This is a genomic window from Allobosea sp. P4_C6, assembly GCF_056402015.1.
The window spans coordinates 50,890-70,234 of the sequence record NZ_JBFUIF010000004.1; the positions used below are offsets into that span (position 1 = coordinate 50,890).

At 66.9% G+C, this 19,345-nt stretch carries 21 protein-coding genes; 9 read left to right on the plus strand and 12 right to left on the minus strand.

Features of this window, described 5'->3' with window-relative positions:
* Nucleotides 1–2: 2 nt before the first annotated feature.
* Nucleotides 3–1,019, minus strand: a complete 1,017-nt coding sequence (locus AC1DVA_RS04085) for a polyprenyl synthetase family protein (protein ID WP_476805058.1) — start codon at nucleotides 1,017–1,019, stop codon at nucleotides 3–5.
* Between the two features lie 153 nt (nucleotides 1,020–1,172).
* Between AC1DVA_RS04085 and AC1DVA_RS04090 the strand changes: the two genes are divergently transcribed.
* Nucleotides 1,173–1,385: a putative signal transducing protein gene (locus AC1DVA_RS04090; RefSeq protein WP_442864913.1), complete on the plus strand. Its 213-nt coding sequence runs from the start codon at nucleotides 1,173–1,175 to the stop codon at nucleotides 1,383–1,385.
* On the plus strand, nucleotides 1,378–2,160 hold the full coding sequence (locus AC1DVA_RS04095) for a tRNA1(Val) (adenine(37)-N6)-methyltransferase (protein ID WP_265052254.1): 783 nt from the start codon (nucleotides 1,378–1,380) through the stop codon (nucleotides 2,158–2,160). Before AC1DVA_RS04090 ends, AC1DVA_RS04095 begins: the two co-directional genes overlap by 8 nt.
* Here the strand turns inward: AC1DVA_RS04095 and AC1DVA_RS04100 are convergent.
* The 3 genes from AC1DVA_RS04100 to AC1DVA_RS04110 all read right to left on the minus strand — a co-directional run bounded on the left by AC1DVA_RS04100 (nucleotide 2,151) and on the right by AC1DVA_RS04110 (nucleotide 3,283).
* On the minus strand, nucleotides 2,151–2,450 hold the full coding sequence (locus AC1DVA_RS04100; protein WP_265052255.1) for a hypothetical protein: 300 nt from the start codon (nucleotides 2,448–2,450) through the stop codon (nucleotides 2,151–2,153). The genes AC1DVA_RS04095 and AC1DVA_RS04100 overlap by 10 nt on opposite strands.
* Before the next feature lie 154 nt (nucleotides 2,451–2,604).
* Nucleotides 2,605–2,880 (minus strand): hypothetical protein, encoded by a 276-nt coding sequence (locus AC1DVA_RS04105; protein WP_265052256.1) that lies wholly within the window; start codon nucleotides 2,878–2,880, stop codon nucleotides 2,605–2,607.
* Between the two features lie 133 nt (nucleotides 2,881–3,013).
* Entirely contained in the window at nucleotides 3,014–3,283 is a 270-nt protein-coding gene (locus tag AC1DVA_RS04110; protein WP_265052257.1) for a hypothetical protein, read from the minus strand.
* 252 nt (nucleotides 3,284–3,535) lie between these two features.
* On the opposite strand from AC1DVA_RS04110, the gene AC1DVA_RS04115 reads away from it, so the two are divergent.
* From AC1DVA_RS04115 to upp, 6 genes are all read left to right on the plus strand, one after another.
* A complete protein-coding gene (locus AC1DVA_RS04115; RefSeq protein WP_265055036.1) occupies nucleotides 3,536–4,453 on the plus strand; it encodes a glycine--tRNA ligase subunit alpha in 918 nt (305 codons plus the stop codon).
* The gene (gene glyS / locus AC1DVA_RS04120; RefSeq protein WP_476805059.1) at nucleotides 4,453–6,663 is read left to right on the plus strand and encodes a glycine--tRNA ligase subunit beta; all 2,211 of its coding nucleotides are present in this window, start codon (nucleotides 4,453–4,455) and stop codon (nucleotides 6,661–6,663) included. Before AC1DVA_RS04115 ends, glyS begins: the two co-directional genes overlap by 1 nt.
* 360 nt (nucleotides 6,664–7,023) lie before the next feature.
* On the plus strand, nucleotides 7,024–7,185 hold the full coding sequence (locus AC1DVA_RS04125) for a Thivi_2564 family membrane protein (protein ID WP_091855869.1): 162 nt from the start codon (nucleotides 7,024–7,026) through the stop codon (nucleotides 7,183–7,185).
* A 102-nt stretch (nucleotides 7,186–7,287) separates the two neighbouring features.
* Nucleotides 7,288–8,550: a GTP cyclohydrolase II gene (locus AC1DVA_RS04130; RefSeq protein WP_265052259.1), complete on the plus strand. Its 1,263-nt coding sequence runs from the start codon at nucleotides 7,288–7,290 to the stop codon at nucleotides 8,548–8,550.
* Nucleotides 8,551–8,577: 27 nt separating this feature from the next.
* Complete coding sequence (locus tag AC1DVA_RS04135; protein WP_476805060.1) at nucleotides 8,578–9,795, plus strand: URC4/urg3 family protein; 1,218 nt, start codon at nucleotides 8,578–8,580, stop codon at nucleotides 9,793–9,795.
* Nucleotides 9,796–9,834: 39 nt separating this feature from the next.
* Nucleotides 9,835–10,476: a uracil phosphoribosyltransferase gene (upp, locus tag AC1DVA_RS04140; RefSeq protein ID WP_265052261.1), complete on the plus strand. Its 642-nt coding sequence runs from the start codon at nucleotides 9,835–9,837 to the stop codon at nucleotides 10,474–10,476.
* Between the two features lie 66 nt (nucleotides 10,477–10,542).
* Here the strand turns inward: upp and AC1DVA_RS04145 are convergent, their stop codons facing one another.
* The 8 genes from AC1DVA_RS04145 to AC1DVA_RS04180 all read right to left on the minus strand — a co-directional run bounded on the left by AC1DVA_RS04145 (nucleotide 10,543) and on the right by AC1DVA_RS04180 (nucleotide 17,602).
* The gene (locus AC1DVA_RS04145) at nucleotides 10,543–10,944 is read right to left on the minus strand and encodes a DUF1236 domain-containing protein (RefSeq protein WP_265052262.1); all 402 of its coding nucleotides are present in this window, start codon (nucleotides 10,942–10,944) and stop codon (nucleotides 10,543–10,545) included.
* Nucleotides 10,945–11,084: 140 nt separating this feature from the next.
* A complete protein-coding gene (locus AC1DVA_RS04150) occupies nucleotides 11,085–11,516 on the minus strand; it encodes a DUF1236 domain-containing protein (RefSeq protein WP_265052263.1) in 432 nt (143 codons plus the stop codon).
* A 240-nt stretch (nucleotides 11,517–11,756) separates the two neighbouring features.
* Nucleotides 11,757–12,731, minus strand: coding sequence for a tripartite tricarboxylate transporter substrate-binding protein (locus tag AC1DVA_RS04155; RefSeq protein WP_476805061.1), 975 nt, complete (start codon nucleotides 12,729–12,731; stop codon nucleotides 11,757–11,759).
* A 65-nt stretch (nucleotides 12,732–12,796) separates the two neighbouring features.
* A complete protein-coding gene (locus AC1DVA_RS04160) occupies nucleotides 12,797–14,305 on the minus strand; it encodes a tripartite tricarboxylate transporter permease (protein ID WP_265052265.1) in 1,509 nt (502 codons plus the stop codon).
* A gap of 3 nt (nucleotides 14,306–14,308) precedes the next feature.
* Nucleotides 14,309–14,827 (minus strand): tripartite tricarboxylate transporter TctB family protein, encoded by a 519-nt coding sequence (locus tag AC1DVA_RS04165; RefSeq protein WP_265052266.1) that lies wholly within the window; start codon nucleotides 14,825–14,827, stop codon nucleotides 14,309–14,311.
* Complete coding sequence (locus tag AC1DVA_RS04170; protein WP_265052267.1) at nucleotides 14,827–15,813, minus strand: LysR family transcriptional regulator; 987 nt, start codon at nucleotides 15,811–15,813, stop codon at nucleotides 14,827–14,829. Before AC1DVA_RS04170 ends, AC1DVA_RS04165 begins: the two co-directional genes overlap by 1 nt.
* Nucleotides 15,814–15,940: 127 nt before the next feature.
* Nucleotides 15,941–16,867, minus strand: coding sequence for a DMT family transporter (locus AC1DVA_RS04175; RefSeq protein ID WP_476805062.1), 927 nt, complete (start codon nucleotides 16,865–16,867; stop codon nucleotides 15,941–15,943).
* 72 nt (nucleotides 16,868–16,939) lie between these two features.
* Nucleotides 16,940–17,602, minus strand: a complete 663-nt coding sequence (locus tag AC1DVA_RS04180; protein ID WP_265052269.1) for a glutathione S-transferase family protein — start codon at nucleotides 17,600–17,602, stop codon at nucleotides 16,940–16,942.
* A gap of 335 nt (nucleotides 17,603–17,937) precedes the next feature.
* Between AC1DVA_RS04180 and mgtE the strand changes: the two genes are divergently transcribed.
* On the plus strand, nucleotides 17,938–19,305 hold the full coding sequence (mgtE, locus tag AC1DVA_RS04185; protein ID WP_476805063.1) for a magnesium transporter: 1,368 nt from the start codon (nucleotides 17,938–17,940) through the stop codon (nucleotides 19,303–19,305).
* Nucleotides 19,306–19,345 lie beyond the last annotated feature (40 nt).

The window sequence follows — 19,345 nt, forward strand, 5'->3', positions numbered from 1 at the left end:
CCTCAGTGCGCCCGCGCCACGCAGAAATCGACGGCGGCGTTGAGCGCCTGCTTCATCGGCGAGGCCGGGAACAGGCCGAGCGCGTCCTTGGCCATCCGCGCATAGTGCTCGGCACGGGCGATGGTGTCGTCCAGCGCCTTGTGCCGGCGCATGATCGCCTGCGCCTCTTCCAGATCGCCGTCCCTGATCTCGCCGTCCTGCAATGTGCGCTTCCAGAAGGCGCGCTCCGTCTCGTCGCCGCGGCGGAAGGAGAGGACGACGGGCAGGGTGATTTTGCCCTCGCGGAAATCGTCGCCGGTGTTCTTGCCGAGCTTGGCCGCGACGCCGCCATAGTCGAGCGCGTCGTCGATGAGCTGGAAGGCGATGCCGAGATTGAGCCCGTAGCTGCGGCAGGCGGCGGAATCGGCCTTGGAGGAACTGGCGATCACCGGCCCGACCTCGCAGGCCGCGGCGAAGAGCTCCGCCGTCTTGCCGCGGATGACCGAGAGATATTCGTCCTCGGTCGTCTCGGTGTTCTTGGCGACGGAGAGCTGGAAGACCTCGCCCTCGGCGATCACGGCGGCGGCGGTGGAGAGAATGTCGAGCGCCCGGAGCGAGCCCACCTCGACCATCATCTTGAAGGCCTGGCCGAGCAGGAAGTCCCCGACCAGCACGCTGGCTTCGTTGCCCCAGAGCATGCGGGCCGCGAGCTTGCCGCGGCGCATGTCGCTCTCGTCGACGACGTCGTCATGCAGCAGCGTCGCCGTGTGCATGAACTCGACGGAAGCCGCGAGCTTGACCTGACCCTCGCCCTGATAGCCGCAGAGATTGGCCATGGCGAGCGTCAGCATCGGCCGCAGCCGCTTGCCGCCGGAGGAGATGAGGTGGTTGGCGACCTCCGGGATCATCGTCACGTCAGAGCCGGTGCGTGACAGGATCATGGCATTGACCCGCTCCATGTCGGCACGCGTCAGCGCGACGAGCGGCTCGATGCTCGCCTGATTCGATTCCCGTTCCTCGAGGGATACGACAACGCCCACTGGAAACACTCCGGATCAGATCCACGCGCCGATACGGCGCGCCTGCAGCCATGCCACAACCGTCGCATGGGACGCCAGCCCCCGCAAACCGGCGGGACGCCGCACCTTGCGCGAAGCGGCCGGCTTGGGTTCCATGGGGCGATGCACGAACTCATGCGCACCAACGACCTCATCCTGCTCGGCGCCGTCGAGGCCCTGCTGGACTCCGCCGGGCTCGACTGCCTCATCGCCGACCAGCACATCAGCGCGCTCGAAGGCATGATCGGTGCCTTCCCCCGGCGCCTCCTCGTGCGCGAGGCGGATAAGCGCCGGGCGCGGGCCCTGCTGGTCGAGGCCGGCTATGGCGGCGAGCTGCGTGATGAATGAGGCGGATGCTGCCTCGGCATTGGGCGAGATCGTCGAGGACCGGCTGCTCGACGGCCGTCTCGTTCTGCGCCAGCCGCGCAAGGGCCATCGCGCCGGCACGGATGCCATTCTCCTGGCGGCAGCGCTGCCCGATCTCGATGGCGGAACGCTGCTTGATATCGGTTCGGGCGTCGGAACGGTCGGCCTGGCCGCAGCGCTCGCAAGGCCCGGATTGAGCGTCACGTTGCTGGAGCGCGATCCCGATCTCGCGGCTCTGGCGAAGCACAATGCCGAGACGAACGGCATGGCCGGCCGCGCCGGCGTCATATCGGCCGACATCACGGCTCCTGCTGTGGAACTGGAGGCGGCGGGGCTGAAGGCAGCTTCCTTCGACGCGGTTGCGATCAATCCGCCCTTCTATCCCGCAGGGGGGACGCGGGCCTCGCCGACGCCCAATCGCAGGGCCGCCCATGTCGCCGAAGGCGATCTTCAGCCCTGGCTCCGTGCGGCCCGGCGCGCGCTGAAACCCGGCGGGCTCCTTGCGATGATCCATCGGGCCGAGGCGTTGCCGGAACTGCTCGCCGGCCTCGGCACCGGCTTCGGCGCCATCGCGATCCGGCCGGTCCACGGCTCGGCCGAGAGGCCGGCGATCCGTGTCATCGTCACGGCGGTCCTGAACAGCAGAAAGCCGGCAGAGGTGCTGCCGGCTTTCGTGATCAATGGCCCCGATGGCCGCTTTACCGATGCGAGCGAGGCCGTCCATCGCGGCCGCGCGCGCCTTGCGGCCTACCAGTAGCGCGGCCCGTAGAACGGCGGCGGCGGGGGCGGCGGACCATAGAAGCGCGGGCCGTAATAGGGGCGCGGCCCGTAATAGCGCGGCGGACCATAATAGCGGCGGGGCCCATAGTAGCCGCGCGGTCCGTAATAGCGGCGCGGCCCGTAATAATACTGGGCTTGCTGCACCATGCCGCCGGTATCAACCAGCGGCGCGGCGGCGACGGGCGCGGCAGCGGCCGGGGTGGCGCTCAGGGCGGCCACGCCCAGCGTGCCGGCCGTCGCGACGGTGAAAAGCATCGTCCGGAACATGATATCCTCCATGAGGTTGGCGCCGGCAGTATCTGCCGTCGAAATGAACGCCGTCCGTGGAAACGAAATTAGGTCTTTGAAGCTGAACGGAACGAAACCGCGCCGTTCAGCTTGCCTTCATTGAGCGGCCGATCATGGCCGGAATGCGTCGGCCTCAGCGGCAGACCCGTACGGGGCGGACGACCCAGCGCCAGCCATTCCACACGCGGCGTTCCGACCAGAAGCAGCGCGGGCGATAATAGGGGCGCGGGCCGTAATGGCGGCGTGGGCCTCGGTAGTAGTACTGGGCCTGTTCGATAAGGCCTTGGCCGGCCTGCGCGGTCTGGCCGGCCGGGGCAGCGACCGGCGCGGCCGAGGCGGGAGCAGCCGTCAGGGCAATACCGCCCAGCGCCGCCGTCACGGCAGCCGCGAGAAGCGTTGTACGGAACATCGTGATCTCCATCGCTGGCCACCGGCTTCGCCGATGGCCGACTTGTCGTCCCTGCAAAGGAACTTAGGCGTTTCACCTGAACGGCGCGAAACCGCGCCGTTCAGCTTGTCTTCATCTGGGGAAGGGCGCCGGCTCAGCGGCAGACGCGGTGCGAGCGCACGATCCAGCGCCGGCCGTTCCAGACGCGGCGGGTCTCGGTCCAGCAGCGGCGGACATGCGGGCGGCCCGGGCCGTAATGCGGGCGGCCACGATGCCAGGCCTGCTGCACGAGGCCGGTTTCAGCGCCGGAAGCCAGCGCCGTGCCGGCCGAGATCGGCGCGGCGGAAGCCGGGGCGCTGCTCATGGCGGCACCGAGCAAGGTTGCTGCGCCGAACGCGGCGGCAATGATGCGGGTTGTCAACATGGGCTTAACTCCTTCGTTATCCAGCCGCCGGCCCGGCATCAAATGCTCGCCCCGAACATCGCGAGCCCAGCGGTTGTCCCGGTGGTTATCAGACCGGGTATGAACGAAACCTGTCCGGTTCCGGCCGGGCGCTTGACCCTGGCGGGCGCGAACCCTAAGCACCCCGCCATCCCTTTGTTATCGGAAGGTTGCCGGCACTTGTCCGCCCCAGCACCGCACTTGCACCCTGCCAACCCGGTTTCCTCGCCGGCGATGGACCCGACGCGCTCTTTCCAGGCGCTGCTGCTGACGCTGCAGCGCTTCTGGGCCGAGCGAGGTTGCGTCGTGCTGCAGCCTTACGACATGGAGGTCGGCGCCGGCACCTTCCACCCGGCGACGACTTTGCGTGCGCTTGGGCCCAAGCCCTGGAAGGCGGCCTATGTCCAGCCTTCGCGCCGCCCCAAGGACGGCCGCTATGGCGAGAACCCCAACCGCCTCCAGCATTATTACCAGTTCCAGGTCATCCTGAAGCCGTCGCCGCCGGACCTGCAGCAGCTCTATCTCGACTCGCTCAAGGCCATCGGCGTCGATCTCGCGCTGCATGATGTCCGCTTCGTCGAGGACGATTGGGAAAGCCCGACGCTCGGCGCATGGGGGCTCGGCTGGGAGTGCTGGTGCGACGGTATGGAGGTCAGCCAGTTCACCTATTTCCAGCAGGTCGCGGGTGTCGAATGCGCCCCGGTCGCGGGCGAGCTGACCTATGGGCTCGAGCGGCTGGCGATGTATGTCCAGGGCGTCGAGAACGTCTACGACCTCAATTTCAACGGCCTCGACGGCGAGGACCGGATTTCATACGGCGACGTCTTCCTGCAGGCCGAGCAGGAATATTCGCGGCATAATTTCGAGCACGCCAATACCGAGACGCTGTTCCGCCACTTCTCGGACGCCGAAGCCGAATGCAAGGCGTTGCTGGCCGCCGGCGAACCCGTCTCCGGCGCCAACCAGCCTCGCCACCAGCTCGCCCTGCCGGCCTATGACCAGTGCATCAAGGCGAGCCACATCTTCAATCTGCTCGATGCGCGCGGCGTGATCTCGGTCACCGAGCGCCAGAGCTATATCCTGCGCGTGCGTGAGCTCGCCAAGGCCTGCGGTGCAGCCTGGCTGAAGACCGCCGGCGGCGGAGCCATCTGATGCCCGATCTCCTGCTCGAACTCTTCTCCGAGGAAATCCCCGCGCGCATGCAGCGCAAGGCGGGCGAGGATCTGAAGAAGCTCGTCACCGATGCGCTCGTCGAGCGCGGCCTCGTCTATGAGGGCGCCAAGGCCTTCGTCACGCCGCGCCGGCTGGCGCTGCACGTCGCCGGGCTGCCGGTGCGCGGCCGCGATGTCCGCGAGGAGCGCAAGGGCCCGCGCGTCGGCGCGCCCGAGGCTGCCGTGCAGGGCTTCCTCAAGGCTGCCGGGCTGAATTCGCTCGATCAGGCGACCATCGTCAGCGATCCGAAGAAGGGCGATAGCTACGTCGCCATCATCGAGAAGCCCGGCCAGGAAACTGTCGCCGCCATCGCCGAGATCGTCCCGGCCGTGATCCGGTCCTTCCCCTGGCCGAAGTCGATGCGTTGGGGCAAGGCTTCCGCTGCCGGCGCCAGCCTGCGCTGGGTGCGCCCGCTGCATTCGATCCTCTGCACCTTCGGCGCGGAGACCGAGGACACCGAGATCGTGCCCTTCGAGGTCGACGGCATCGTCTCCGGCAACGTCACCTATGGCCACCGCTTCCATGCGCCCGGCCCGATCACGGTGAAGCGCCTCGACGACTACGTGACCTCGCTGGAGAAGGCCAAGGTCGTGCTCGATGCCGACCGGCGCAAGGAGATCATCCTCACCGACGCCCGCAACCTCGCCTTCGCGCAGGGGCTCGATCTCGTCGAGGATGAGGGGCTGCTGGAGGAGGTTGCCGGCCTCGTCGAATGGCCGGTCGTGCTGATGGGCGAATTCGAGGAGCGCTTCCTCGACATCCCCGGCGAGGCGATCCGCGCCACCATCCGCGCCAACCAGAAATGCTTCGTGCTGCGCGATCCCGCGACGGGCGCGCTCGCCAATCGCTTCATCCTGGTCTCGAACCTCCTCGCCAGCGACGGCGGCACGGCGATCACCGCCGGCAACGGCCGCGTCGTGCGCGCCCGCCTCTCCGACGCCGCCTATTTTTGGCAGACCGATCGCGGCTCGCTGCCGGACCTCGATACGCTCACGGCCAGCGCCGAGAAGCTCGGGCTCGATCTCGCCAAGCCGCTCGACCAGCGCATGGCCAAGCTCGACAAGCTCGGCGTCGTCTTCCACGCGAAGCTCGGCACGCAAGGCGAGCGCGTCCAGCGCATCGCCGCGCTGGCGAAGGAACTGGCCCCGATCGTCGGCGCCGATCCGGAAAAGGCCGAGCGCGCCGCCAAGCTCGCCAAGGCCGATTTGCCGACCGAGATGGTCGGCGAGTTCCCGGAACTGCAGGGCCTGATGGGCCGTAAATACGCCGAGCTGCAGGGCGAGGACGCCTCGGTCGCCGCCGCGGTGGAGGAGCACTACAAGCCGCTCGGTCCCTCGGACCGCGTACCGACCGATCCGGTTTCGGTCGCGGTGGCGCTGGCCGACAAGCTCGATACGCTCGTCGGGTTCTGGGCCATCGACGAGAAACCCACGGGGAGTAAGGACCCCTATGCGCTGCGACGGGCGGCGCTGGGTGTTTGCCGAATTTGCGACGAGAATAATCTGAATCGCCTTCAGCTTGAGCTGATCTTGATCCGCTCGTTCGACAGATGGCCGTCCGTCGACGGGCCTGTTGCTGCTTTTGATCTCATCGACTTCATCGTCGAGCGTTTGAAGGTCATGCTTCGTGATCGAGGCATCCCGCATGACGTTGTTGATGCAGTGTCACAGCAAGGTATTCGACGCGAGGCCATGATGCCTGGCATGGCGAATGTCAGGGTGATTTCGATCATCATTCGAACAGCTGATGCGCTCGGCCGCTTCCTCGACACAGAGGACGGCAAGAACCTGCTCGCCGGCTACAAGCGCGCCGCCAATATCCTCAAGGCCGAGGAGAAGAAGGACGGGGAGGGCGCCTTCGCCGACGCTCCGGACCTGCACCTCATCGCCGATGCCGGGCTGATCGAGGAGAAGGCGCTCGCCGTCGCGCTGGCGCAGGCCACTCCGAAGGCCGAGGCCGCCGTCGCCGCCGAGGATTACGAAGGCGCCATGGCCGCGCTGGCGGAGCTGCGCCCGGCGGTCGATGCCTTCTTCGACAAGGTCACGGTCAACGATCCCGATCCGGCCCAGCGCGCCAACCGCCTGAAGCTGCTGAACCAGCTTCGTCAGGCGACGCGCTCGGTCGCGGATTTCGACCGCATCGCGGGCTGACACACCGCCGTCATGCTCGGGCTTGACCCGAGCATCTCGGAAACCAGTGCCTTCTCGTCCTGAGATTCTCGGGTCTGCGCTTCGCTTCGCCCGAGAATGACGCCCTCGACGCCAAGCTCGCCCTTGTGCGGGCATCCACGTCTTGACCGCGACCTTCGACCGCCGAAGACGTGGATGGTCGGGACAAGCCCGACCATGACGATGGAGCTCCCCGCCAAGCACACCCACTTCGCCGGCAAAAGCTCGAACCGGAACCTATTCCCACCCTGCGACGTTCTGTCGGCGGGGCTGACATGCTGCGAATACGTCGCGGCAGGGCTCCGGGGGGCCGGCTATCGGCCGAGATAAAGGGCTTCACGCATGTCCATTCTGATTTCGCTTCTGATCACCGTTCTCGTGATCGGCCTCGTGCTCTATCTCGTGCGCATGCTGCCGCTCGACGGGCAGATCAAGAACGTCGTGCAGATCATCGTCATCGTGATCGGCATCATCTCGCTGCTGCGCTATCTCGCTGTTTTCTAAGGCGATTGACGGCGCGCCTGCGCTGGTTCACACTTCGCAAGGTCCAGAGGGCCCCGGACGTTCCCGTCTGGGGCCCTTTCCTGTTTCAGGGCGAGACCTGCGATGAACGCGCCGAACCGCACCGGCCATATCAGGCTGACCTCCCATCCCGAGCCCGGCAGCGCCGCCGTTCGCTTCCCGATCCGATGGGGCGCCCCGACCGCCGCCGAGCGCGGCCCGATCATCGCCTCGACCACAAACCCGGCCGACCGCAACGTCATCGGCGCCCATGGCGGCTCCTATTCGGTCTATCGCGCGCTCGCGATCTCGGCCCGCGCGATGAACCCCTCGCAGCGTCCCGACCTGACCAACACCTATCCCACCGCCGAGATCGCGCCGCAGCCGCAATGGGCCGATCCGAAGAAGATCGTCTCGCTCGATCCTTACGGCCACACGGTGGCGCAGGATTTCGGCAAGCTGATCGGCGAGGGCATCGATATCCGCCCTTCCATCGCAATCACCAAGGCGAGGCTCAACCTTCCCGAGATACTCGCGGCCATGGGCGCGCATCGCCTTGCCGCCGACGGGCATATCCTGCATTCCACCGGCGACATCTCCGTCACCAAGATCGCGGTCGACCCGGTCTGGTATCTGCCGGGCATCGCCGAGCGCTTCGGCACCACCGAGAACGAACTGCGCCGCACGCTCTTCGAGCAGACCGGCGGCATGTATCCCGAGCTGGTGACGCGGCCTGACCTCAAGGTCTTCCTGCCGCCGATCGGCTCGATCACCGCCTATGTCATGGGCGAGGTCTCCGGCTTGGCCGACCGCAAGACGCGCATCGCCTGCCGCGTCCATGACGAGTGCAACGGCTCGGATGTCTTCGGCTCCGACATCTGCACCTGCCGGCCCTATCTCACCCACGGCATCGAGGAATGCGTGAAGGAGGCCCAGAGCGGTGGCGTCGGCCTCATCGTCTACAACCGCAAGGAGGGCAGGGCGCTTGGCGAGGTCACCAAGTTCCTCGTCTACAACGCCCGCAAGCGCCAGGAGGGTGGCGATTCCGCCGCGACCTACTTCGAGCGCACCGAATGTGTCGCCGGCGTGCAGGATGCGCGCTTCCAGCAGCTCATGCCGGACGTATTGCACTGGCTCGGCGTCACCCGGATCGACCGGCTGATGTCGATGTCGAACATGAAATACGACGCCATGGTCGAGAGCGGCATCGAGATCGGCGAGCGCGTCGCCATCCCGCCCGAGCTGATCCCGCCCGATGCCTCCGTCGAGATCGAGGCGAAGAAGGCGGCGGGCTATTATTCGCCCGAGGGCAAGCCCGGCGACAACGCGCTCAAGGCCACCGTCGGCCGCGAGCTCGACAAGTTCTGATCCCGTCCCGCCCTATCCGAGTTGATGATGCCTGACCGCGATTCCGAGGCGTTCCGCGCCCTGTTGAAACCTGCTGCCGTGCGCGAACGCGCGCGGGAGATGCTGGAGCTGGGATTGTCCGGCGGGCTGCTCCATTTCAGTGTCCATCCCGAGCGGCTGGAGGCTTGCGCCGACTATGTGCTGGAGACCATCCGCGCGAATTATCCGACGCTCGAAATCCCCTTCCACGCACGCTGGCGCCACTTCGTCGTCGCCGGGGACGATCGCTGGCAGAGACTGGATCAGGCCGCGGCCTTCTCCGACACAGGCGCGCGCGGCCGCGCCGCTTACGACCTCGCCATCGTCAGCGTCCTGCTCGATGCCGGTGCGGGACCGGACTGGCGCTATCGCGACGCGGCGACCGGCAGCGAGATCGGCCGCTCCGAGGGGTTGGCGCTCGCTTCGCTCGATATGTTCGCCGCCGGCCTGTTCTCCAGCGACCCGGCCGATCCTCTGCGCGCCGATGCCGACGCGCTGAAGCACCTCGACACGGCAGGGCTTGCGCGGGGATTCCAGGCCGGGCCGGACAATCCGCTATTGGCTCTCGAAGGGCGTGCCGCCCTGCTCAACCGCCTCGGCGAGGAGCTGGAGCGGCAGGGTTTGTCGCGCCCCGGCGAGCTTTTCGACCGCTTTGCGGCCGCCGCCGATACGGGGACGCTCCGGGCCGCCCATATGCTCGGTGAGGTCCTTGCGGTCTTCGGCGGCATCTGGCCTTCGCGCCTGACGCTGGCCGGCGTGGCGCTGGGCGACACCTGGCGGCATCCGCTGATCGCGCCCGGCGAGCCGACGGAAAGCCTGGTGCCCTTCCACAAGCTCTCGCAATGGCTGACCTATTCCCTGATCGAGCCGCTGCAATGGGCCGGCATCACCGTCGTCGATATCGACGATCTCACCGGCCTGCCCGAATATCGCAATGGCGGGCTCTTCCTCGACAGCGGTGTCATCGCGCTCAAGGACGAGGCGGATCGGGAGAAGGCGCATGAGGTCGGCTCGCCGCTGGTGGTCGAATGGCGGGCGCTGACCGTGGCGTTGCTGGACGAGATCGGCGCCCTGATCCGCAGGCGCCTCGGCCGTTCGCGCGCGGAATTGCCGCTCGCCAAGGTGCTTGAAGGCGGCAGCTGGGCCGCCGGGCGCCGGATCGCGCGCGAAAAGCGTGTGGATGGCGGTCCGCCCTTGACCATTGTCAGCGACGGCACGGTATTTTGAGGGTGAGCACCGCTTCGAGAATAAAGGGGTAACCGGCGTATGACTTCGAGCCAGGACGGCGTCACCGTCGTCGATCACCCGTTGGTCCAACACAAGCTCACGCTGATGCGCGAGAAGGATCGCTCCACCAAGAGCTTCCGCCAGCTCCTCAACGAGATCGGCATGCTGCTCTGTTACGAGGTGACGCGCGATCTGCCGACCGAGAAGATCGAGATCGAGACGCCGCTGCAGAAGTCAATGCAGCCGGTCATCGCCGGCAAGAAGCTGGTCTTCGCGCCGATCCTGCGCGCTGGTGTCGGCTTCCTCGACGGCATGCTGGAGCTGGTGCCGGCAGCCCGCGTCGCCCATATCGGGCTCTACCGCGATCCCGATACGCTCCAGGCGGTCGAGTATTATTTCAAGGCGCCATCCGACATCGCCGACCGCATGATCGTGGTGATGGACCCGATGCTGGCCACCGCAAACTCGGCTGTTGCCGCCGTCGAGCGCCTGAAGGAGCGCGGCGCCAAGGATCTGCGCTTCGTCTGCCTGCTCGCTGCGCCGGAAGGCATCGCTCACCTGCGGGGTGCCCATCCCGATGTCCGCATCTGGACGGCAGCGATCGACGAGCGCCTCAACGAGCACGGCTATATCGTGCCGGGCCTCGGCGACGCCGGAGACCGCATGTTCGGCACGCGCTGAACAGCAAAAAGGCCCGCGCCGTCTCCCGGCGCAGGCCTTCCAGCGTTGCGACCGTCAGGCCTGCCGTCAGTCGATGACTTCGATCACGCGGCGGGTGCGCGGCTCGACGATCACGGGCTCGTCGTTCACCACCGTGTAGCGATAGCCATGCGCGCCATACTCGGCCGGCACGACGTGATAGACCACTCCGCGCGACGGCAGCACTGTTCCGACCGCGACCGGCTCGGCATAGCGATACGAGCGCATATGTTGTGCCATCACATAGTTCCGGAAGCCCGGCTCGTCGCTGATCATCGTCCCACCGGCCGGGTCCCGCGTCAGGGTAGGGGCGAACATATCCGACCCCGCAAGCGCGGGATCATGCGTGAAGCCACCGCTGGCGGGATCGCGAATGATCGGCCCCGCAGTCTGCGCAAAGGCAGTTGCGGGAAGGGCCGCGAGGACGACAGCAAAAAGAATCCGCTTCATTATAAGTGACCTCCGATAACGCCCCGCTCTGAAAACGCCGTCACCTGGCGGCGGTTCCGGCTGTGGCGATCACCAAAAAGAGAGGCCCGCCCCCGTTTCCAGGGGCGGGCCTCCCTACGACTCCGAGGAGCGTCAGGCGGTTACTGGATGATCTGAACCACGCGACGGGTCTGCGGCTCGACGATGACCGTGCGGTCGTTCACCACCGTGTAGCTGTAGTTCGAGGCGCTCGCGCCGTATTCGGCCGGCAGGCGGTGATAGGTCACGCCCTGCGCCGGCAGCACCGTGCCGACAGCGATCGGCTCGGCATAGGTATAGGACGGAACGCGCTGCTCGACGACATAGGTGCGGAACCGGGGCTCCGCCGCATCGCCGACGATGGCGCCGACGACTGCACCGCCGACGCCGCCGACGACTGCACCCACGGGGCCGCCGACGACAGCGCCGCCTACGGCACCGGCCGCCGCGCCGCTGGTCGCGCCGCCGACAGCGCCGCCCGAAGGCTGGCTCTGGGCGAAGGCAACAGCCGGGGTGATGGCGAGGGCGGCAACAAGAGCGATCTTCTTGAACATAATGTCTCTCCTTCCGAAGTGAACGTCGGCGAGACAACCGCAGCTTGGCAAAACAGTTCCCGGAAAATCGGTCACGAGATGTTAACGCCACGCAACCCGGCGGAAAAAGAACAGGCAGAACAAAGTCTTGCTTGTTCATGGCAGAACACGGACCCGCGGCTCATTCTCGCCCGCGCAGCCTGAAACGAAAACGGCGGGCCCCGAGGCCCGCCGCAAAATGCGCTCTGTCCGGCTGGATGCTTACTGCTTGGGCGCGGCCGAAAGTGCCGGCGTCAGCTTGTCGGCGTCGCGCTTGATCAGCGCGGCGAAGCCGGCAGGCGTCCGCTCCTCCGCCGTCGGCAGCACGGTGCCGAGGTCGAGCAGGCGCTTCTTGGTGCCCTCGTCGTTGAGCGCCTTGTTCAGGGCGTCGACGAGCTTGTCCACGGCCTCCTTGGCCATGCCCTTCGGCCCGGCGATGCCGTTCCAGGCTTCGATCTGGTACTCGGGCAGGCCGGCTTCCTTGGTGGTCGGGACGTCGGGCAGCGCCGGCGAGCGCTGGGCCGAGGCGATGGCGTAGGCCTTGATCGTGTTGGCGCGGACCTGCTCGGCGACGGAGACGATCTGGTCGCACATGAAGTCGACCTGGCCGGAGACGAGGTCGTTCAGTGCAGGGCCCGTGCCGCGATAGGCGACGGCGTTGATCTTCGGCGTGCCGAGGATGCCCTTCAGCAGGGTGCAGGTCGTCCAGGAGACCGAGCCGAGGCCGGCATGGGCCTCGTTCACCTTGTCCGGGTTCGCCTTCACATAGGTGACGAACTCCTTGAGGTCCTTCGGCTCGAAATTCTTGCGTGCCACGAGCAGGATCGGCGTGCCCCCGGCGAGACCGATGGTCTGCATGCCGTTGATCGGGTCGTATTTCAGGCCGGGATAGGTGGCCGGCGCCGCCGAGAAGGTGCCGAGATGGCCCATGGCGATGGTGTAGCCGTCAGGAGCGGCCGTCACGGCGCGCGCGATGCCGGTGGTGCCGCCGGCGCCGGCGACGTTCTCGATGACGATCTGCTGGCCGAGCGTCTTCGACATGTGGTCGGCGACGATGCGCGCGATGATGTCGGTCGGTCCACCCGCCGCGAAAGGCACGATCATGGTGATAGGCTTCGTCGGATATCCCTGCGCCTGCGCGCCGCCGGTGAACGCCAGCGCAGCAGCCGCAGCTAGGCCTAGAACGAGTTTCTTCATTCGGATTCCTCCCTCGATGTTGCTTGAGATAAAACTGGGGTGCCGCCGCCGGGGCGGCAACCCCGTCATTCGGTGAAGACCTCTTCGCGCTTCTTCGAGATCGAAGGCAGCAGGGCGATGGCCAGCACCAGCACCGCGACGAGCAGCAGGCCCAGCGAGATCGGCCGGTTCTGGTAGTCGATGAAGGTGTAGAACGAGCCGCGCGAGATGATCAGCGCCTGCCGGAGCTTCTCTTCCATAAGCTTGCCCAGCACGAAGCCGAGCAGCATCGGCGCGGGTTCGAAGCCGAGCTTGATCAGAAGGTAGCCGAACAGGCCGAACAACGCGGTGAATGCAACGTCGAGCGGCTGATTGTTCACCGAATAGATGCCGATGCAGCAGAAGATCAGGATCGCCGGGAACATCAGGCGGTAGGGCACCTGCAGCAGCTTCACCCAGACGCCGACCAGCGGCAGGTTGATGACCAGCAGCATCAAGTTGCCGACCCACATCGAGGCGATCATGCCCCAGAACAGCTCGGGGTTGCGGGTCATGACCTGCGGGCCGGGGATGATGCCGTGGATCGTCATCGCGCCCACCATCAGCGCCATCACCGCGTTCGGCGGGATGCCGAGGGTGAGCAGCGGGATGAAGGCGGTCTGCGCGCCGGCGTTGTTGGCCGATTCCGGCCCCGCCACGCCCTCGATCGCGCCCTTGCCGAAGCGCGACGGATCCTTGGCGATCTTCTTCTCCACCGTGTAGCTGGCGAAGGGGCCGAGCACTGCGCCGTTGCCGGGCAGGATGCCGAGGATGCCGCCGATCGCGGTGCCGCGCAGCACCGGCGCCGTCGCCTGCTTGATGTCGTCCCAGCCCGGCAGGAGCCGGCCGATCTTGCCCTTGACGACGTCGCGCGCCTCAGGGCTTTCGAGATTGCGCAGCACCTCCGCGAAGCCGAACACGCCCATCGCCAGCACCGAGAAGTCGATGCCGTCCGAGAGCGAGGCGATGCCGAAGGTCAGGCGCTCCTGGCCGGTCTCGAGATCGGTTCCAACGGTCGAGAACAGCAGGCCCAGCATGATCATGCAGAAGGCCTTGAGGATCGAGCCGCGCGCCAGCACGACGGCGAAGCACAGGCCCATCACCATCAGCGAGAAATACTCGGCCGGGCCGAAGAGCAGCGCCATCTTGGTCAGCGGCGCGCCGAGCGCGGCGATGATCAGCGTCGCCACGCAGCCGGCGAAGAAGGAGCCGATGGCCGCCGTGCCGAGCGCGACGCCGGCGCGGCCCTGCCTGGCCATCTGGTGGCCGTCGAGCGTGGTGACGACGGAGGTCGCCTCACCGGGGATGTTGACCAGGATCGCGGTGGTCGAGCCGCCATACTGCGCGCCGTAATAGATGCCGGCGAGCATGATCAGCGCGCCTGTCGGATCGAGCCCGAAGGTGATCGGCAGCAGGATCGAGATCGTAGCGATCGGGCCGACGCCGGGCAGCACGCCGATCAGCGTGCCGACGAGGCAGCCGACGAAGCAGAGGCCGATGTTCTTCAGTGTCAGAGCGACGCCGAAGCCCAGTGCGAGATTGGAGAACATGTCCATCGGTCAGATCCCCAGCAGCCAGGGCGCGAGCGGGATCGGCAGCGACAGCGCGTATTTGAACAGGAGGATGCAGCCGGCGGACATCGCCACCGCGAAGATCAGCAGCTCCTTGAGCTTGCGGTCGTCGGCGGCGAGGCCGGAGAAGAAGATCAGCAGCGGGCCGGAGACGAGCAGCCCCAGCGCTGGGAACCGGATCGGACCGATCTCAAAGCCGCGGATGGTCAGTCCGAACAGGCAGGCGCCGCCGAGCGCGAAGAAGACGCCGCGCCAGGACCAGCCCTGCAGCTTCTCGCCGTTGTAACGCAGCGAGGCGAGGGCAAGCATCACCCCCAGCGCGCCGCAGATCACGGCGAAGGTCTTGGGCAGCATCCCCGGCCCGAGCTGGCGCAGCGTGCCGGCCGGCAGGTCCCAGGTGAAGATGAAGGCACCGAGCGCCAGCAGGATCATGAACAGGCCGCCGGCCAGATCCTGCGTCGATCGTACGCGCAGGCCCTGCGCCTGTTCTATCTGATTGAGACTCATCAGGCTCCTCCGACTGGCGACCCGGTTCGGGCTGTCCGTTTCTGCGATTTGGGGGAAGGGGTGAAGGAAAGGGTCTGGCGATCGTCGAGCAGGGTCACGCTTTCCCTCAGGATCGCAAGAAAATCGTCGCGCGCCGGCAGTTTCTGCTGGGGACGCCAGGCGACGCCGACGAGAGCGCCGGGCGGCGGCGGGTCGAGAAGGGCGCCGCGCAGGCGCCGCATCGTCACGCCGGGGAAGGACAGCCGCGACACCCAGTCCGGCGCCAGGGCCATGCCGAGCCCGGCTGCGACCGCCGACATCATCGCCGGCTTCTCGGTCGCCTCGATCGTCACGTTCGGCACCGCGCCGACGCTCTCGAAATAGGCCATGACCAGATCGTAGGCGTAGGGGCGGATGCGCTTCGACGGCACGACGAAAGGCTCGCCGACGAGATCGAGCATGGTCAGGTGCTCGCGGGCGGCGAGGGGATGGGCCTCGTTCAGCACCACGAGCGGGCGCTCCACCCGCAGGATCTCGAAGGCGCAATCGGTCGGCTTGCGTGGCGGGCGGGTCAACGCGAGGTCGAGCTTGCCGGATTCGAGCATCTGGACCAGCGCCGCCGTCATCGCCTCGACGAACTTGATCTCGATGCCGGGGAAGCGTGTCCGGAAGGCCACCAGCGCCTCGGGCACGAAGCTCGAAGACGCCGCGTCGATCGCCCCGACGCGCAGGATCTTGCCTGAGGCGAGCGAAGCCTCGCGCACCGCGCGGGTGGCATGCTCCATCTTGACGAGGATGCCCTTGGCTTCCTCGAGCATGATCAGCCCGGCCCGGGTCATGGCGACCTGTCGGGTCGTGCGGGTCAGCAGGCTGACGCCGAGTTCATCCTCGAGGGCACTGATCTGGCGGGACAGGGCGGGAGGCGCGACGCCGAGCCGCTCGGCCGCCCGGCCGAAATGCAGCTCTTCCGCGACCGCGATGAAACATCGCAGCTGCCGCACATCCATGGCCGTCCCCTGTTCCCCGGTACCGCTTGCCCGCGATATCTCTCGGTGGGCCGTGCCCAATAGCGACTCCAGCCGACAAGTCGACTCTAGAGCAATTCATAATTTTTTGGCAATAAAGTCTTTGGTTCTAGGCAGGCCTGGCGCGGGCCATCCTGAACAGGCGTCCGTCGATCAGGGCGAGGCCGGCGGCGATGGCCGCCATCCCCCAGAAGTGCCGAGCCAGAAGCGCTTCTCCGAGGAAAACCGAGCCGAGCAGGATGGCACTCACGGGGATCAGGAAGGTCACCAGGGTGACGTTGGTGCCACCGGCCCGGCGCATGATCCGGAAGAAGATGACATAGGCCAGCGCCGTCGAGAGCAGCGCCAGTCCGACCAAGGACAGCGCGACCCTGGTGCTCGGCACCGGCAGCAGCCAGGGCGGGTGGAAGAAAATGACCAGTGGTATCGTCATCAATGTCGTCGCGCTGACCTGGCCGGCGGCGCTGACGAGCGGCGGCATCCCGCGGAAGCGGCGTCCGAAAAGCGCGGCGAAGCCGTAGGACAGCGCAGCGGCGAGGCAGGCTAGCTGCGGCAGCAGCGCCCCGCTGACGCCATGGACCGCGTCAGGCCCCATCAGGATCGCGACGCCGACGATGCCCGCGCCGACGCCGGCGAGCTTGAGCCCGCCCGCCTTCTCGTCCGGCGCGAACAGATGCGCGACGACGACGCCGAAGAGCGGGGTCGTGGCATTGATGATCGAGGCGAGGCCGCTGGCGATCTGGGTCTGGCCCCAGAAGATCAGGCCGAACGCGATCAGGTTGTTGAGCAGGCCCATGCCGAAGAAGGCGAGCCACATCCGCCCGCCGACACGCATCGATAGGCCTGACAGCCTGACTACGAGGAGCAGCGCGATGGCGGCCATGCCGACGCGGGCGAGCACGACGGCGAGCGGCGGCCATTCGGCGACGGCGATCTTGCCGAAGAAGAACGAGGCACCCCAGAGCAGGGAGAGCAGCAGGAGCAGCAGCCAGTCGCTCAGGTCCATAACGGGTTGCGGAGCGGGGGAGGACGACATGGTGAACCTGCTGAACAATAACGAGCCGGAGCGATAGGCTCGCCCCGGCTCTTCCCCCACCCGTTTCCTGTATCAGGCGGCTTCTGCGTCGCGCGCCTGCCACATCGCCTGGAAGGCCGGCCGTGCCTGGCAGGCATCGAGCCAGGCCTTGACGCGCGGAGCGGCCTCGAAGAGCTGCGTTGCGGGCTTCGCGTAGCGGATGATCTCGGCGACGTTGATGTCGGCGACTGTGAAGCGGCCGCCCATCACATAGCCGTTGTTCTCGGCCAGCGTCTTGTCGAGCACGGCGAAGGGGCCGGGCAGGGCGGCCAGGGCAGCATCGACCAGCTCGGGCTTGCGCTTCTCCGGCGGATAGGCGGCGAGGTGGAACTGCAGGTTGAGCGCGTGGGTCTCGCACTCGGTCGCCGCCCAGAGCGCCCACATCACCGCGAGCCCCTCTTCCTGCGCGTTCTGCGGCGCGAGCGGGCCACCATGCTTGCGCGCCAGATAGAGGTTGATCGCCAGCGATTCGTGCAGCTTGAAGCCGTTGTCGTCGATGCTGGGGATATGGCCGTTGGGGTTGATCTTCAGGAACTCGGCGCTGCGCGTGTGCAGCGGCACGCCCGGCGCCGCCGGATCGGGGAGGCGATAGGCCTGGATCACCGGCACATGGCTGAACGGCAGGCCGAGCTCGTTGGCGAGCCAGATGACGCGCGTGGCGCGCGAACGATAGCAACCGTAGATCGTCAGGGTCATCGGCGGGATTCCAGTGAGAAATGGCGGACCGTCGGCGGAGGTGGCGCAGGGCGCCGATTCCGTCGCCGCGACCTTAGGCGCGCGATGGCGCTGAGCCAATGCGGATGATCGGGGGCAACGCGCCGAAAAAACCGTTTGACGCAGGCGTTTGGCGGGTGCATTGGCCTCCTGCTCCCGGCCTTCGTGGCCGGCTGCTCACAGGAAACTTCAACCCGATGCCAAGCGACAGTCCCAGCCGACAGTCGAAGCCGTCTGCCGCCGCTTCGCGCGCCTGACCGGGTTGCCCGGCTCGCCTGCGATCCGGCCATGACGGCCCGATCGCAAGGAATAGAGCCATGAACGATACCGCCGCCACGACGGACCTCCTTGCCGTGACGCTGGCCCAGACGCTGGCGCAAGAGCATGTCGCCGACATCGTCGAGACGCTGAACGAGCAGGACGAAGCGACCATCGCGCATGTCCTGGCCGAGTTGCCTTTCGATCGCGCCGTCGAGGCGCTCGACCAGCCGGAATTCACCGCCGCCGCCGAGGCGCTGGCCTTGCTGCCTGACGGGCGCGCCGGCGCGCTGCTCTCGGCCATGTCGGCGGACCGCACTGCCGACGTCTTCCAGGAATTCGACGAGGAGACCCGTCAGCGCCTGAGCGGCCGTATCGACCGCCAGACCCGTTCCGACCTCAACAAGCTGCTGGCTTATCCCGAGCATAGCGCCGGCTCGATCATGACGACAGAGTTCGTCAGCGTGCCCAGCAACTGGTCGGTACAGCAGGCGCTCGACCATATCCGCCGCGTCGAGCGCTCGCGCGAAACCGTCTACGCCATCTACGTGCTCGATTCCGTGACCCGCAAGCTGGTTCGCGCCGTCTCTCTCCGGCGCCTGATCAGCGGCGACCCCGAGGCTCCGGTCGAATCGGTCGTGCCGGCGCACAAACCGATCACCGTTGCGCCCGAGGTCGATCGCGAGGACGTGGCGCGCCTGATCACCAAATACGACCTGCTGGCCGTTCCCGTCGTCGATGCCGACGACCACGTCGTCGGCATCGTCACCTTCGACGACGTCATCGACGCGATGATCGCCGAGACGACGGAGGACGTGCAGAAGCTCGGCGGCATGGAGGCCCTCGACCAGCCTTATAACGAGATCGGCTTTCTTTCGATGATCCGGAAGCGTGCCGGCTGGCTCTCGATCCTGCTGGTCGGCGAGATGCTGACCGCCTCGGTCATGCAGTATTTCGAGGGCGAGCTCGAGAAGGCGATCGTGCTGACGCTGTTTATCCCGCTCATCATGAGCTCGGGCGGCAATTCCGGCTCGCAGGCGACCTCGCTGATCATCCGGGCGCTGGCGCTGCGCGAGGTCACGCTGAAGGACTGGTGGCGGATCGCACTGCGCGAACTGCCGACAGGTCTCACGCTCGGCGCCATTCTCGGCGTCATCGGCGTTATCAGAATCATCGTGTGGCGGTGGCTCGGCTTCTACGATTACGGGCCGCACTGGATGCTGGTGGCGGCGACGGTCGGCGGCGCGCTGGTCGGCATCGTCACCTTCGGCTCGCTTGCCGGCTCGATGCTGCCCTTCGCGCTGAAGCGGCTCGGCTTCGACCCCGCCAGCGCTTCCGCGCCCTTCGTGGCGACGCTGGTCGATGTCACCGGGCTGGTGATCTATTTCGGCGTCGCCGCCGCGATCCTGACCGGGACGCTGCTATAGAGGCACGCTCTTCAAGTGCAACCGTGCCGTCATTCCGGGG